This is a genomic window from Inquilinus sp. NPDC058860 (genome assembly GCF_042743185.1).
Classification (GTDB): Bacteria; Pseudomonadota; Alphaproteobacteria; order DSM-16000; family Inquilinaceae; genus Inquilinus.
In genome coordinates, this window is record NZ_JBHYMS010000059.1 from 1 (window position 1) to 13,808 (window position 13,808).

At 68.9% G+C, this 13,808-nt stretch carries 14 protein-coding genes and 1 tRNA gene; 12 read left to right on the top strand and 3 right to left on the bottom strand.

The annotated features are described in order from the left end of the window. Positions 1-174 precede the first annotated feature (174 nt). From ACFW16_RS29340 to ACFW16_RS29380, 9 genes are all read left to right on the top strand, one after another. On the top strand, positions 175-765 hold the full coding sequence (locus ACFW16_RS29340) for a hypothetical protein (protein ID WP_380311861.1): 591 nt from the start codon (positions 175-177) through the stop codon (positions 763-765). 284 nt (positions 766-1,049) lie between these two features. After that, on the top strand, positions 1,050-1,787 hold the full coding sequence (locus ACFW16_RS29345; RefSeq protein ID WP_380311973.1) for an ABC transporter ATP-binding protein: 738 nt from the start codon (positions 1,050-1,052) through the stop codon (positions 1,785-1,787). 103 nt (positions 1,788-1,890) lie between these two features. Next, on the top strand, positions 1,891-2,682 hold the full coding sequence (locus ACFW16_RS29350) for a transporter substrate-binding domain-containing protein (protein WP_380311864.1): 792 nt from the start codon (positions 1,891-1,893) through the stop codon (positions 2,680-2,682). Between the two features lie 66 nt (positions 2,683-2,748). Further along, positions 2,749-3,546: a transporter substrate-binding domain-containing protein gene (locus tag ACFW16_RS29355; RefSeq protein WP_380311867.1), complete on the top strand. Its 798-nt coding sequence runs from the start codon at positions 2,749-2,751 to the stop codon at positions 3,544-3,546. A gap of 55 nt (positions 3,547-3,601) precedes the next feature. After that, positions 3,602-4,339 (top strand): ABC transporter permease, encoded by a 738-nt coding sequence (locus ACFW16_RS29360; protein ID WP_380311870.1) that lies wholly within the window; start codon positions 3,602-3,604, stop codon positions 4,337-4,339. 2 nt (positions 4,340-4,341) lie between these two features. After that, entirely contained in the window at positions 4,342-5,037 is a 696-nt protein-coding gene (locus ACFW16_RS29365; RefSeq protein WP_380311873.1) for an ABC transporter permease, read from the top strand. Between the two features lie 161 nt (positions 5,038-5,198). Then, a complete protein-coding gene (locus ACFW16_RS29370; protein ID WP_380311876.1) occupies positions 5,199-5,675 on the top strand; it encodes a GNAT family N-acetyltransferase in 477 nt (158 codons plus the stop codon). 81 nt (positions 5,676-5,756) lie between these two features. Then, positions 5,757-6,191, top strand: a complete 435-nt coding sequence (locus ACFW16_RS29375; protein WP_380311879.1) for a CBS domain-containing protein — start codon at positions 5,757-5,759, stop codon at positions 6,189-6,191. Positions 6,192-6,319: 128 nt separating this feature from the next. Continuing rightward, positions 6,320-6,484, top strand: a complete 165-nt coding sequence (locus tag ACFW16_RS29380; protein WP_380311975.1) for a DUF1328 domain-containing protein — start codon at positions 6,320-6,322, stop codon at positions 6,482-6,484. A 302-nt stretch (positions 6,485-6,786) separates the two neighbouring features. On the opposite strand, the gene ACFW16_RS29385 is transcribed toward ACFW16_RS29380, so the two are convergent. Further along, positions 6,787-6,862: transfer RNA gene (locus tag ACFW16_RS29385), tRNA-Ala, on the bottom strand. Between the two features lie 188 nt (positions 6,863-7,050). On the opposite strand from ACFW16_RS29385, the gene ACFW16_RS29390 reads away from it, so the two are divergent. Then, a complete protein-coding gene (locus ACFW16_RS29390) occupies positions 7,051-8,013 on the top strand; it encodes a complex I NDUFA9 subunit family protein (protein ID WP_380311882.1) in 963 nt (320 codons plus the stop codon). A gap of 87 nt (positions 8,014-8,100) precedes the next feature. Here ACFW16_RS29390 and ACFW16_RS29395 read toward each other — a convergent pair whose 3' ends face one another. Further along, a complete protein-coding gene (locus ACFW16_RS29395) occupies positions 8,101-9,114 on the bottom strand; it encodes an alpha/beta hydrolase (RefSeq protein ID WP_380311885.1) in 1,014 nt (337 codons plus the stop codon). Positions 9,115-9,182: 68 nt separating this feature from the next. Beyond that, positions 9,183-10,715 carry a glycosyltransferase family 39 protein gene (locus ACFW16_RS29400; RefSeq protein ID WP_380311888.1) on the bottom strand — a complete coding sequence of 511 codons (1,533 nt, stop codon included), beginning with the start codon at positions 10,713-10,715 and terminating at the stop codon, positions 9,183-9,185. 138 nt (positions 10,716-10,853) lie between these two features. Between ACFW16_RS29400 and ACFW16_RS29405 the strand changes: the two genes are divergently transcribed. Further along, on the top strand, positions 10,854-11,249 hold the full coding sequence (locus ACFW16_RS29405) for a hypothetical protein (RefSeq protein WP_380311890.1): 396 nt from the start codon (positions 10,854-10,856) through the stop codon (positions 11,247-11,249). Between the two features lie 1,104 nt (positions 11,250-12,353). Beyond that, entirely contained in the window at positions 12,354-13,799 is a 1,446-nt protein-coding gene (locus ACFW16_RS29410; protein WP_380311892.1) for an NAD(P)-dependent oxidoreductase, read from the top strand. Positions 13,800-13,808: the final 9 nt, after the last annotated feature.

The following is a 13,808-nucleotide window of genomic DNA, read 5'->3' on the forward strand; positions in this document are numbered from 1 at the left end:
CCACACGATACGACCGACGCGCCGCTCACTACATGGCCTTCATCCATCTCGCCGCCGTCATCCTCTGGCTGCGCTGAATGTCGATTCGTCCTAGCGTGTTCGCGACGTCCACCTGGCCGGCATTCCGACATGTCTCGATTGGCGATCCGTTGGCGGCGAGCGGGCAGGGCGGGGTTGGCCGGCCTGCTGCTGGCCGCCTGTACCCATTCCCTCATCGTGGTGAAGCCACAGGCCCCCGGCGCGCTGCGTCCGGCGCGAACGCACGACTACGCGGTCGGGGAATACTTCGATCCCTCGGTCACCTGGATCGCCGGCACGGCCAGCTTCAAGACGGCGAGCTGCAGCGCACACGAATTCCCCTACTCCGTGGGGGCGGACATGGCCGATCTCCTGAAGGAGATCGACCGGGCGTCGTTCTCCCGGGTCGACCCCCTGACCGGGCCGGCGCAGAAGATCGCGGGGGTCCGGCGCACCATCGCCTTCGAACTGGCCCTGATGCGGGTGTCCCTGAGCAGCGAGCGCATCAGCTGGGGCACGGCGCGGCAGACCGTCGAGGCCGAGCTGGAGATCCGGGTCGTGCTCTCGACCGACGGGCGCCGTGTTCCTCTGGACAAGGTGATCGGCCGTGGCGAGGCGCAGGCGCTGGGGTCAGTCTTCACGGGGTGCGGCACGATCGGCGACCTCATCCCCATGGCGATCGGCCGCAGCCTGCAGGCGGCCGCGGCGGACTACATGACCAGGATCGCCGATCCGCGACGGTTCTGATGCCGCGGCGGCACGCGCCCCTCGCCGCGGTCAGCCCGTCGGCCGTCGAGCCCCGGGGACGATGTGGCCGAGATCGCCGATGCCCCGCAACTTCTGCGATGAAATCCGGCGCCGGACTTTCGCCTTCGCGGTTGCAGCGACGCGGCGTCGGGCCGCGGTTGACCGGCACCGGGAAACAATGCTTGTTTCGACTGCAACAAGAACTCGGGTGAGGCTCTTTTATCGTGGTCTCTGTTGCTGCCGCTGCCGCGGCGCCCTCGGACGGGGCGATCGTCGTCGAGGACATGCACAAGCGGTTCGGCAAGCTCGAAGTGCTGAAGGGCGTATCGCTGCGGGCCCGGCAGGGCGATGTCATCTCGATCATCGGCTCCTCCGGCTCGGGCAAGAGCACGCTGCTCCGCTGCATCAACCTGCTCGAGATCCCCAATGACGGCCGCGTCTGGGTGAATGGCGAGCTGATCCGGATGCGGAAGCTGCGCTCCGGCGAGGCCGAGCCCGAGGACAGCAAGCAGGTCGACCGCATCCGCGCCTCGCTCGGCATGGTGTTCCAGAGCTTCAACCTGTGGTCGCACATGACCGTGCTCGAGAACGTGATCGAGGCGCCGGTGCATGTGCTGAAGGTGCCGCGCCGGGAGGCGGTGGAGCGCGCCGAGGCGCTGCTGGCCAAGGTCGGCATCGCCGACAAGCGCGACCATTACCCCAGCCACCTGTCGGGCGGCCAGCAGCAGCGCGCCGCGATCGCGCGGGCGCTGGCGATGCAGCCCAAGGTGATGCTGTTCGACGAGCCGACCTCGGCCCTCGACCCCGAGCTGGTGGGCGAGGTGCTGCGGGTGATCCGCCAGCTGGCGGAGGAGGGCAACACCATGCTGCTCGTCACCCACGAGATGCGCTTCGCCCGCGAGGTGTCGAGCCGGGTGATCTTCCTGCACCAGGGGCGGACCGAGGAGGAGGGGACGCCGGCCGAGGTGTTCGACAATCCGCGCTCCGAGCGGATCCGCCAGTTCCTGAAGGCGCAGCATTGACGGGCGCCGCTTCGCCGCGATGCTTGACCGCGCGCGGCGATTTCGCGGAAATCGGCCCATCCAACCCGGGACCGCAGGGTCCCAGTTCTGAACGGGAGACTTCATGATGAAGAGCTGGTTGTCGCTGGCCGCCGCCGCGGCCTTCGTGCTGGCCGCCGGCACCGCCTCGGCGGAGACGCTGCGCGTCGGCACCGAAGGCGCCTATCCGCCGTACAACGCCACCGACGCCTCGGGCAAGCTGGTCGGCTTCGAGATCGACCTCGCCAACGAGCTGTGCAAGCGCGCCCAGATGACCTGCGAGATCATCCAGCAGGACTGGGACGGCATGATCCCGGCGCTCATGAACAAGCGCTACGACGCGATCATGGCCGGCATGTCGGTCACCGAGGAGCGGCTGAAGCAGATCGCCTTCTCCAAGCCCTACAGCAACACGCCGGCCTGGTTCGTCGGGGCCAAGGACGGGCTGCTGAAGGACGCCAAGACGCTGGACGACATCAAGGCCGCGCTCAAGGGCAAGGCGGTCGGCGTGCAGCGCTCGACCATCCACCAGAACTTCCTGGAGCAGAAGATCCCGGGCGTCGACGTCAGGCTCTACGACACCCAGGACGACCTCAACCTCGACCTGCAGAACGGCCGCATCGACGCCGGCCTGGCCGACAGCCTCGGCTGGAAGGACTTCCTGGCCAGCGACGCCGGCAAGGGCTACGACCATTTCGGCCCGGGTCTGACCGGCAAGGACGACCCGATCTTCGGCACCGGCGTCGGCATCGGCCTGCGCAAGGAGGACGCGGCGCTGAAGGCGAAGCTGGACAAGGCGCTGGACGAGGTGAATGCCGACGGCACGCTGACCAAGCTGTCGGTGCAGTGGTTCGGCTTCGACACCTCGATCAAGTAAGGCAGCACGGGCGCCGGCGGATGCGGTGCCGGCGCCCGGGGCCGCAGGGTTCAACGGGAGAGGTTCATGGCGAAGATCTGGTTGTCCCTCGTCGGGGCGGCGGCGCTGGCGCTGGGTGCCGGTGCTGCATCCGCCGATACGGTGCGCATCTGCATGGAAGGCGCTTACCCGCCCTTCAACAACACGGATTCCACCGGCAAGATCGTCGGCTTCGAAGTCGATGTCGCGAATAATCTGTGCAAGCAGGCCGGCCTGACGTGCGAGGTCGTGCAGCAGGATTGGGACGGGTTCATCCCGGCGCTGCTGAACAAGCGCTGCGGCGCCCTCATGGACGGCATGTCGATCACCGAGGAGCGGCTGAAGCAGATCGCCTTCTCCGTGCCCTACACCGATACGCCGGCCTGGTTCGTCGGCGCCAAGGACGGGCTCCTGAAGGACGCCAAATCCCTGGCCGACCTCCATGCCGCGCTGAAGGGCAAGACCATCGGCGTGCAGCGCTCGACCACGCACCAGAACTTCCTCGAGGCCGAGTTCAAGGACTCCGAGATCAAGCTCTACGACACGGTCGACGAGCTCAACTTCGACCTGGTCAACGGCCGCATCGACGGCGGGCTGGGCGACAGCATCTCCTGGGATTCCTTCCTGAAGAGCGATGCCGGCAAGGGCTACGCCCATTTCGGCCCCGGCCTGACCGGCAAGGACAACCCGCTGTTCGGCCAGGGCATCGGCATCGGCCTGCGCCAGGAGGACAAGGAGCTCAAGGCCAAGCTCGACAAGGCCATCGATTCCATGAAGGCGGACGGGTCGCTGGCCAAGCTGGCGATCCAGTGGTTCGGCTACGACCCGCTGGCCCTCGGCAACTGAGAAGCTTCCGGGCGGCCTCACCGGCCGCCCGTTCCGTTCCAGGCAGCGGTAAGGCATGCAAGGACTGATCGATTCGCTGCTCCACTGGGCGCAGCTCTTCTCCTGGGGCGACCAGGGCTGGGGCGACGAGTTCGTCCGGGCCGCCGGGATGACCGTGCTGCTCTCCACCGCCAGCTACATCTTCGGGCTCGTGGTCGGGCTGATCGCCGCCTGCCTCAAGGTCTGGGGCGGCTTCGTGCTGCGCTGGTTGATGGAGGTCTACACCACCGTCGTCCGCGGCGTGCCGGAGCTCCTGATCATCTATCTCCTGTTCTTCGGCAACGAGCGGGCGATCAACGCCGTCCTCGGCCTGTTCGGCATCACCCAGCCGTTCCAGCTGAACGAGTTCGCGATCGGCGTCTTCGCCGTCGGGCTGATCTCCGGCGCCTATGCGACCGAGGTGCTGCGCGGCGCCATCCAGGTCATCCCGCACGGGCAGATCGAGGCCGGCCGCGCCTTCGGCATGCACGGCTTCATGGTGTTCCGCCGCATCATCCTGCCGCAGACCATCCGCCTGGCGCTGCCCGGCCTCGGCAACATCTGGCAGCTGATCCTGAAGGACACGGCGCTGGTCTCCGTCGTCGGGGTCACCGAGCTGATGCGGATCAGCCAGGTGGCGGCGCGGTCGACGCGCGAGCCGTTCCCGTTCTTCATCACCGCGGCGATCCTGTTCCTGGTGATCACCACCTTCTCGACCAAGATGTTCCGCAAGGCCGAGGCGCATTACGACCGCGGCGTGCGGCGGGCGACCTGAGCATGGATCTCGACCTGATCCTCGACACCTTCGGCCGGCTGCTCGGCGGCGCCCTGGTGACCATCCAGCTGATCGTGCCGGCGCTGGCCATCGGCGTCGTCATGGCCATGGTGCTGGCGGTGATGCGGATGTCCGGCGACGGCATCCTGTCGCGCATCTCCCGCGGCTACGTCTTCGTGTTCCGCGGCACGCCGCTCCTGGTGCAGATCTTCCTGATCTATTTCGGCCTCGGCCAGTTCCGCCCGCTGTGGGAGGCGCTCGGCGTCTGGAACTGGCCGCTGCGCGAGGCCTTCCCCTGCGCCGTGATCGCCTTCGCCATGAACACCGCCGCCTATACCAGCGAGATCATCCGCGGCGGCCTGCAAGCCGTGCCCTTCGGCCAGATCGAGGCGGCCCGCGCCTGCGGCATGTCGCGGTCGCTGGTGTTCCGGCGGATCACCGTGCCGATCGCGATCCGCCAGGCGCTGCCGGCCTATGGCAACGAGATCATCCTGATGGTGAAGGCCAGCTCGCTGGCCTCGATCATCACCATCATGGAGATCACCGGCATCGCCAAGCAGATCAACTCGCGCACCTTCGCGCCCTTCGAGGTGTTCACCGCCGCCGGCATCCTCTACCTCGCCATGAACTTCGTGATCGCGCAGGGCGTGCGGGCGGTGGAATGGAGGATCACCCCGCATCTGCGCCGGCGGAGTTGAAGATGCGGCTCGGGGGAGTAGAGCGCCATTCCCATTTGTCATCGCCGGGCTTGACCCGGCGATCCAGGGGCCACCCAGAGCGGCATCGACAGTCCTGGATGCCCGGGTCAAGCCCGGGCATGACAGCTAAATAGAGCCGTCACTCTGCTAAGCTGCAGCGGATGTTCACCTTCACGCCGCTCCGCCCCGCCGACCTGCCGCGCCTGCGCCTGTGGCTGGCCATGCCGCATGTCCGCGCCTGGTGGGGCGATCCGGACACCGCGATCCGCGAGATCCGCCGGCTGATGGCGTCGGACTGGGCCGAGCCCATGCTGGTCGCCTGGCAGGGCCGGCAGATCGGCTATCTCCAGGCCTATGACGCCGTCTCCGCGGCGCCCGGCGGCGACGCCGAGCCCGGCAGCTTCGGCATCGACCTGTTCATCGGCGAGCCGAGCTATGTCGGCAAGGGGCTCGGCACCGCCTTCCTCGGCGCCTACACCGACCGGCTGCTGAAGGGCGGGCGGGCCGCGCGCATCCTGGCCCGGCCGGCCCGCTCCAACCACCGCGCCGTGCGCTGCCTGGAAGGGGCGGGGTTCCATCCGCTGGACGATGCCGGCGGCCCGCTGCTGGCGATGGCCAAGGACCGGCCCGGTCTTTAGGACCAGCCGGGAAACTGCCGAGTCGCGGTCCGGCGCAAGCGTGTTATGCTTCCCCAAAACCAGAACAATCGGGGAATCGCCATGAACGTTGCCCGTATTCTGAATGTGAAGGGGAACACCGTCATCCATGTCGCGCCGGATCTCCGGCTGGCCGAGGCGGTGGCGCTGCTGCGCGACAAGCGCATCGGCGCCGTCATCGTCAGCGGCGACGGCCGCCACATCGACGGCATCCTGTCCGAGCGCGACGTCGTCCATCGCTTGGCCGACAATGGGCCGGCGCTGCTGGCCGAGCCGGTCTCCGCCATCATGGTGCGCACGGTCATCACCTGCGGCCTCGACGATACGGTGGCCGAGCTGATGGGGATGATGACCCAGCGCCGCTTCCGCCACCTGCCGGTGGTGGACGGCCAGGGGCTGCTCTGCGGCATGATCAGCATCGGCGACGTGGTGAAGGCGCGGCTCGACGAGATCGAGAGCGAGGCCGAGAGCCTGCGCGAATACATCACCACCAGCTGACCGCCCCGATTCAGCCGAACGAAGCGGGAACTGCCGGGCGGCAGGCCCTGTTCTTGCGAGTGAACGTCCGCGCCGGCGCCGCCGGCCGGCCGGCTCACAAGAACGAGGTGCCCGACATGTTCGGCAGTCTGCTCCACTGGGCCGTGGTCTTTCTGATCATCGCGCTGGTCGCGGCCCTGTTCGGCTTCGGCGGTGTCGCCGGCACGGCGATGGCCGGCGCCAAGCTCCTGTTCTGGGTCGCGATCGTGGTGTTCGTGATCATGCTCGTCGCCGGCCTGGTCAGGCGCGGCTAGAACTCCCTGAGCCAACGCATCGACGGCCGGCGCCGAAGGGTGTCCGGCCGTCGTCGTGACGATCAGGAGGCTTCGACAAGGCTGAGGGCAGGGCTATCCCAGTTCTGTCATTGCCGGGCTTGACCCGGCAATCCAGGGGCCACCCAGAGCGGCATCGAGATTCCCTGGATGCCCGGGTCAAGCCCGGGCATGACAATGAGTAAGGAATGTCCTTCGTCCGACCACCCTATCAGCCGGAACCTCTCACCGACGATCCGTGATCTGGCCGGCTTCTCAACAAGACAAGGTCGTCGAAGGGGAGATGGTGGAGCTGAGCGGGATCGAACCGCTGACCTTCTCATTGCGAACGAGACGCTCTCCCAACTGAGCTACAGCCCCACGAATTCGGACCCGGGCGGTTGGGCATCCCGGCGAACGGCGCGGAATATCGTGCCCGCACCATGGCTTGTCAAGCGCCTGATCCGGGCGCCCGTCGCTTTTTCGCGGCGCTCGGTTTGAAACCTCCGGCGGCTCGGATATAAGGGGGCCGGGCCGCAGCCGTGGCGGCCGGGTTTGCAGGCGGGACCATGACGGACTTCATCGGCCAAAAGACGGTCACCCTTTTCGGCGGCACCGGATTCGTCGGCCGCTACGTGGCGCAGATGCTGGCCCAGCGCGGCTGGCGCATCATCGTCGCCTCGCGCCATCCGGACCGGGCCCTGCCGCTGAAGACGGCAGGGGCGGTCGGCCAGGTCGTGCCGGTCTTCGCCGACATCCGCGACGACGGCTCGGTCGCGGCCGCGGTGGCCGGGGCGGATGCCGTGGTCAACCTGGTCGGCATCCTGTTCGAGCGCGGCAGGCAGCGCTTCGACGCGATCCATGCCGAGGCCGCCGGCCGCGTCGCCCGCGCCGCGGCGGCCGCCGGCGCCGGCCGCTTCGTGCAGGTCTCGGCGATCGGCGCCTCGGCCGACAGCCCGTCTTCCTATGCCCGCACCAAGGCGGCGGGCGAGGCGGCGGTGCGCGCGGCCTTCCCGGGGGCCGCGATCCTGCGGCCGAGCGTGATCTTCGGGCCCGAGGACGGCTTCTTCAACCTGTTCGCCGGCCTCGCCCGCACGGCGCCGTTCCTGCCGTTGTTCGGTGGCGGCACCACCCGGTTCCAGCCGGTCTATGTCCGCGACGTCGCCGCCGCGATCGTCGCCTGCCTCGAGCAGGACGGCACCGCCGGCCAGACCTATGAGCTGGGCGGCCCGCGGGTCTACAGCTTCCGCGAGCTGATGGAGCTGACCCTGAAGCAGACCGGCCGGAAGAAGCGCCTGGTCTCGCTGTCCTGGGGCATGGCGGCCTTCGAGGCCCGGCTGCTCGGCCTGCTGCCGAAGCCGCTGCTGACCCCGGACCAGGTGGTGCAGCTGAAGATCGACAACGTGGTCGGCGCCGGCGCGAAGACGCTGGCCGATCTTGGCATCCAGCCGACCCCTGCCGAGCTGATCCTGCCGAGCTATCTCGACCGCTACCGGCCCGGCGGCCGCTTCGGCAACCGCCTGGTCGCCTGATGCGGCCGTAGGTTGGGTTCGCCGAAGGCGAACCCAACATCATCGTCCGTCCGTTGGGTTCGCGCTGCGAACCCAACCTACATCGTCCTATCCCTCGGTCAGCGCCCGGCCGAGGAAGGGCAGGCTCTCGTCCATCCGGTAGTCGACCGAGGAGTGGTTGTCCGGGAACTCCTCGTAGCGGTGCGTCACGCCCAGCCGCTCCAGCGACCGGTGCAGCCTTCGGGCGCCGTAGACCAGGTTGAACTGGTCGATGTCGCCGCAGTCGATGTACAGGCCCTTCAGCGATCTCAGCGCATCGGCGTGCCGGTCGACGATCACGGCCGGGTCCCATTCCAGCCAGTTGGCCCAGCGTTCCTCGATCAGCTCGCAGGTCTCGGGGTCGACCGGCAGCCGGATGCCGAGGAACTGCGACGGCTCCGGGTCGTAGGTCGCTGCCATCGCCAGCCACATCAGGATGTGGAGGTCGGCATCCTGGATCTTCTTCGCCGCCTCCAGCGTGGTGACGAAGCGCTCGATCGAGCCCTCGTGCTTGGCCAGGGCCCGCAGCACGTTCGGCATCTCCAGCAGATAGGCCAGCTCGAACGCCATGTCGCCGGAATGGCACGCGGCCGCGCTCCACACATCGGCGCGGCGCATGGCGTGGATGATCGCGCCGTAGCCGCCGGAGCTCTTGCCGAACACGCCGCGCCGGCCGGGCCCGCCGCAGCCCAGCCGCGCCTCCACCGCCGGCAGCATCTCGTCGATCAGGAAATCCTCCCACCGGCCCATGGCGGCGGAGTTGATGTACTGGTTGCCGCCGAGGCGGGTGAAGCAGTCCGGGAAGGCGATCGCCACCGGCGGCAGCCTGCCCTCGGCGATCAGCCGGTCGGCCCGCTCCGGCACGTTCTCGCCGAAATTCTTCCAGTTGGTGTGGGCCGGCCCGCCGGCGGTGAAGCCGACCAGGTCGACCAGCAGCGGCAGGTCGCGCCCGTCATGCCCGGCCGGGATGTAGAGGTCGACCCGCCTCTCATGCGGATCGCCCAGCAGGTTGCCCCGCAGCACCCGGCTGTCGATGGTGAAGCTCTCCAGCTGCCCGCGCGGGGCGGTCCGGTTCTTGCGCATGCTGCTCCCTCCCACAGGGTTGTGCCGCCACCCTAGACCGAGTCTCGGTGGGGCGCATCCCGGGGCCGTCAAAATGGGCGCAGCTTGATCGGCTCCAGCGGCAGGGTCTGCCCCGGCCTGACGAAGACGACGACGAAGTCGAACGCCCGCCCGGTCACGCCGCGCATCCGCTTGGCGACGCTGAGCTCGGTTCGCCAGGTGTCCAGCCCCTGATACTTCGCCGTCTCGCCCAGGCACCAGTCGTCGTCCTTCAGGCAGATCACGGCCAGGCCGCCGCGGCGCAGCCGTTCGGCGTCGATCCAGGGGGCATAGGCCGGGGCGAAGGCGGTGAAGTCGGTCGGGTGATCCGGGCTGTAGAAGGTGGCGCCCAGGGCATAGCTTTCGCTGCCGGCGACGATCGCCAGCGGCGCGCCGACCTGCCGGCGCCACAGCGCCGTCACCCGCTCGGCCACCAGCCGCCGCGGCTCGGCCGCGTGCTCGATGTCGTGCCGCAGGGTCCAGGCGCCGGCGAACGGCGCCGCCGACAGCAGCAGCAGCCCGCCGATTCCGGCCAGCAGCGCCAGCCGGCGCAGCGCCGCCCGGTCGACCGCCAGGCGCAGCCAGACGATCGCGGCCAGGGGCGACAGGCCGAAGATCGGGATGGCGAACTGGGTGACGATCTTCACCTTGAAAACCAGGGCGATCGCGACCGTGAGCAGGAACGGGCCGAGGGCGAAGATCGCCAGTGCCCGGCGGTCGCCCGTGGATGGAATGGCCGGACGATCCTCCGCCGTCCGGCCGCGCCGCCACAGCCAGGCCAGGGCGGCGCCGAGCAGCGCGTGCAGGGCGGCGCAGCCGGCGATGAAGAGCCCGGCCTTGGCGACGATCCTGAGCGCGTTGGAGTGGCTTTTGCTGGCCATGTAGTCCAGCGGGCCGACGGCGGCGTGGAGATGCCACAGCACATGCGGCGCCATCGCCGCGGCGAACACGACGAGCGCGACGTAGGGGGCGGGGCTGGCGAAGAAGCGGCGACGGTCGGGATGGGCCAGCGCCGCGGCCAGGCAGCACAGGAGGATGACGCCGCTGTAGTATTTCGACAGCATCGCCGCGGCGGCCGCCAGCCCCAATGCGACGGCGCCGGCCAGGTCGCGCCGGTCGAAGCAGCGCAGGAACAGCAGCACCACCACCGGCCACAGCGACAGCAGCACCGAATTGGCGTTGAAGTTCAGCGACTGGACGGTGGCGAAGGGCAGGGCCTCCAGCAGCAGCACCGCCGCCAGCCGGGGCGGGCCGGACAGGTACCGGCCGGCGATGCCCCAGACCGCGGCCAGACCGATCGCGGCATTGACCGAGGACAGCAGGTAGAAGGCCCAGTCGGCGGTCGGGAACAGGCTGAACCAGCCATGCACCACCCAGGCGTAGAAGGGCGGGTGCTTGTAGGTGCCGAGCGGCATCTCCTGCGCCCAGGAGAAGGCCTCCGCCATGTCGTTCTGCAGGTCGGACGGCCCCAGGTACAGCAGGCAGAACGCGGTCCACAGCGCGACATGCGCCGCCAGCAGCAGCAGGAGGTCCCGGGTATCGCTGCCGGAGCGGCGGACCGGGACGCTGATCGCGATCGACATGGCGGATGGCGGGCAATGGAACCGGCCCCAGCCGTTAGGCCCGGCCGGAACCGGTGTCCAATTACCTTCTCGTATGCCGCAGAACGGCGGACTCGATCGCAGTGGCATTATCAACCATGTTCGTTCATGATATGTTCCATGGACGCGGAGCAGCCCGATTGCGGAGCGGAGGACAGGCCGGTCGATAAGGACCTGGCCTGGATGCAATGGGCGCTGGGCTCGCTGGCCGAGCTGGTCGAGATCCATCTCCGCACGGCCCGGATGACGGCGACGGAGCAGTTGGCGACGCCGATCGGGCGGGCCAGGCCGGATTTCGCGCTGGCGCAGGTGCGCCTGGCCCGTTCGGTGCGGCTGTCGATCGCGATGAGCCAGCGGGTCCGCGAGAATGATCGGGATCGCAAGGCTGGGAAGGCGGCGCCGGAGCCCACGCCGGCGGAGGAGGCGGCCGAGGCCGCCGAACCGCACCGGCCGAGGCCGCGCCGACAGCCGAGCCGGAGGACAGCGAGCCCCGGACGGAGCCGCGCGAATCCCTGACCGAGAGCGAGTGCCTGGAGGACGAGCTCGAGCCGGGCGAGGAGGCGGAGGATCGGCGAGACCTGGACGCAGCCCTGCTGCCGCGGGACCGGGACGCCCTCGATGCCCCCGCCCGCCTGCCCCCCGATCACGTGCCGGACCACCCCGCCGTTCCCGTGGCCGCTCGCGCCGCGGAGGACTGGCGTCGTGCATCGGACGAGCCCGACACCGGCCGGCCCGTGCCGGCTCTCCCGAAGCCGGACAGCAGCTGAGCCATTGGCGGCGCGACCGCGCAGGTTGGGTTCGCATGGCGAACCCAACATCCCGCCACCGTGCCACTGTTGGGTTCGCTCACCGCGAACCCAACCTACGAAGCCGCTCTGCCTTCCATGTCTCCCTCTCCCCTTGCGGGAGGGGGTTGGGGGAGGGGGCTGCGCGCGTCCGCGCGCGAATGGCGGAGGTCGGGCCAGGCGCCGGCCGCAGCCGGCTGCGGCAACCCGTGTCCCCCTACCCCTCCCGCAAGGGGACTGCGGCATTCACACATCGATCGTCGACACCGACGGCAGGCGTGCGAACAGATTGCCTCTCCCGCAAGCGAGACCTTCTCACAATAGCCGCGACTGCTCTTCTTTAGTCCCCCCTCCCCCTAACCCCCCTCCCGCAAGGGGAGGGGGGACTCACTTTACTCTCGTCATGAGCGGTCAGGACGATCAGGGGGAATTCTGAAAAGGTCTCGCAAGCGGGAGAGGCAACCAACAGGGCCCGATGCGTGTGCCGACGCGATGTGTGAATGCCATAGCGCAAGGGGGGAGGATGATTGGTTGGGTCGGAAGGGTCGCGCGAAGGCTGCAGACGTCTGATCCACGTTTTTGTCGGAACAAGCGATATGCAACAAAGCAGGCTGGGGACATGTTTCTCCTATAGTACCGGTTCGGATCTAATTTTCTTGAAACAATCGTTCCAAAACACCCCTTCGGCTGCGAACGGCTCTTAACAACGCGAAATTAGTCAACAAATATGACCTAATCGCGAAAAACTGCTCGCCAGAGCCTGCCGAAATCCGTAAATGTCGCGTCGGCCTCGCCGCTGCGGGGCTGTTCGACTCCGTGTGACCAGGAGCCGCCCATGGCGACGACCAAGATGCTGCAGTTCGTGAAGACCGCCGGCGAGATGCCGGCGAAACGCGCTGCCGAGACTCGCCGGCAGGACTGGCTCGAGGTCTATGGGCCCTATGTCCGGCAGAAGGCCGAGGAGCAGTCGTCGCGCTGCTCGCAATGCGGCGTGCCCTTCTGCCAGGTGCATTGCCCGCTGCAGAACAATATCCCGGACTGGCTGAAGCTGACCGCCGAGGGCCGGCTGGAGGAGGCGTACGAGATCTCCTCGGCCACCAACTCCATGCCCGAGATCTGCGGCCGCATCTGCCCGCAGGACCGGCTGTGCGAGGGCAACTGCGTGATCGAGCAGTCCGGCCACGGCGCCGTCACCATCGGCTCGATCGAGAAGTACATCACCGACACCGCCTGGGCCGAGGGCTGGGTCAAGCCGCCGGCGCCGCTGCGCGAGCGCGGCCAGTCGGTCGGCATCGTCGGCGCCGGCCCGGCCGGCATCGCCGCGGCCGAGCAGCTGCGCCGGCTCGGCTACCAGGTCCATCTCTACGACCGCTACGACCGGGTCGGCGGGCTGCTGATCTACGGCATCCCCAGCTTCAAGCTGGAGAAGGACATCGTCGCCCGCAGGGCGCAGTGGCTGGCCGATGCCGGCATCACCCTGCACCTGAACTTCGAGGTCGGCCGCGACGCCACGCTGCAGGAGCTGCGCGCCCGCCACGACGCGGTGCTGATCGCCACCGGCGTGTACAAGGCGCGCGACTTCCAGGCCCCGGGCTCCGGCCTCAAGGGCATCGTCGCGGCGCTCGACTACCTCACCGCCTCGAACCGCACCGGGCTCGGCGACGACGTGCCGGGCTTCGCCGACGGCACGCTGGACGCCGCCGGCAAGCGGGTGGTGGTGATCGGCGGCGGCGACACGGCGATGGACTGCGTCCGCACCGCGGTGCGCCAGGGCGCCGTCTCGGTGAAGTGCCTGTACCGCCGCAACCGCGCCAACATGCCGGGCAGCCAGCGCGAGGTGCAGAACGCCGAGGAGGAGGGCGTCGAGTTCGTCTGGCAGGCGGCGCCGGAGGCCTTCCTCGGTGACGACGCCGTCACCGGCGTGCGCGCGCACTCGATCCATCTCGGCGTCGCCGACGCCACCGGCCGGCAGAGCCCGGTGGTGATCGAGGGCTCGGCCCACACCATCGAGGCCGACCTGGTGGTCAAGGCGCTGGGCTTCGACCCCGAGGACCTGCCGACCCTGTTCGATGCGCCGGGCCTTCCGGTGACCAAATGGGGCACGGTCAAGGTCGACCACAAGTCGATGATGACCGCGGTCGACGGCATCTTCGCCGCCGGCGACATCGTCCGCGGCGCCAGCCTCGTCGTCTGGGCGATCCGCGACGGCCGCGACGCCGCCGCCGCGATCGACCGCCACCTCGCCGCCCAGGCCGCCCGTCCGGCGGTCGCGGCGGAATGACGCCAGCCG

What these genes read in the sequence shown, in the direction of transcription:
- ACFW16_RS29345 (WP_380311973.1), top strand. Translation starts at nt 1,050, where the DNA reads ATGCACAAGCGGTTCGGCAAGCTCGAAGTGCTGAAGGGCGTATCGCTG.
- ACFW16_RS29350 (WP_380311864.1), top strand. Translation starts at nt 1,891, where the DNA reads ATGATGAAGAGCTGGTTGTCGCTGGCCGCCGCCGCGGCCTTCGTGCTG.
- ACFW16_RS29355 (WP_380311867.1), top strand. Translation starts at nt 2,749, where the DNA reads ATGGCGAAGATCTGGTTGTCCCTCGTCGGGGCGGCGGCGCTGGCGCTG.
- ACFW16_RS29360 (WP_380311870.1), top strand. Translation starts at nt 3,602, where the DNA reads ATGCAAGGACTGATCGATTCGCTGCTCCACTGGGCGCAGCTCTTCTCC.
- ACFW16_RS29365 (WP_380311873.1), top strand. Translation starts at nt 4,342, where the DNA reads ATGGATCTCGACCTGATCCTCGACACCTTCGGCCGGCTGCTCGGCGGC.
- ACFW16_RS29370 (WP_380311876.1), top strand. Translation starts at nt 5,199, where the DNA reads ATGTTCACCTTCACGCCGCTCCGCCCCGCCGACCTGCCGCGCCTGCGC.
- ACFW16_RS29375 (WP_380311879.1), top strand. Translation starts at nt 5,757, where the DNA reads ATGAACGTTGCCCGTATTCTGAATGTGAAGGGGAACACCGTCATCCAT.
- ACFW16_RS29390 (WP_380311882.1), top strand. Translation starts at nt 7,051, where the DNA reads ATGACGGACTTCATCGGCCAAAAGACGGTCACCCTTTTCGGCGGCACC.
- ACFW16_RS29395 (WP_380311885.1), bottom strand. Translation starts at nt 9,114, where the DNA reads ATGCGCAAGAACCGGACCGCCCCGCGCGGGCAGCTGGAGAGCTTCACC.
- ACFW16_RS29400 (WP_380311888.1), bottom strand. Translation starts at nt 10,715, where the DNA reads ATGTCGATCGCGATCAGCGTCCCGGTCCGCCGCTCCGGCAGCGATACC.
- ACFW16_RS29405 (WP_380311890.1), top strand. Translation starts at nt 10,854, where the DNA reads ATGGACGCGGAGCAGCCCGATTGCGGAGCGGAGGACAGGCCGGTCGAT.
- ACFW16_RS29410 (WP_380311892.1), top strand. Translation starts at nt 12,354, where the DNA reads ATGGCGACGACCAAGATGCTGCAGTTCGTGAAGACCGCCGGCGAGATG.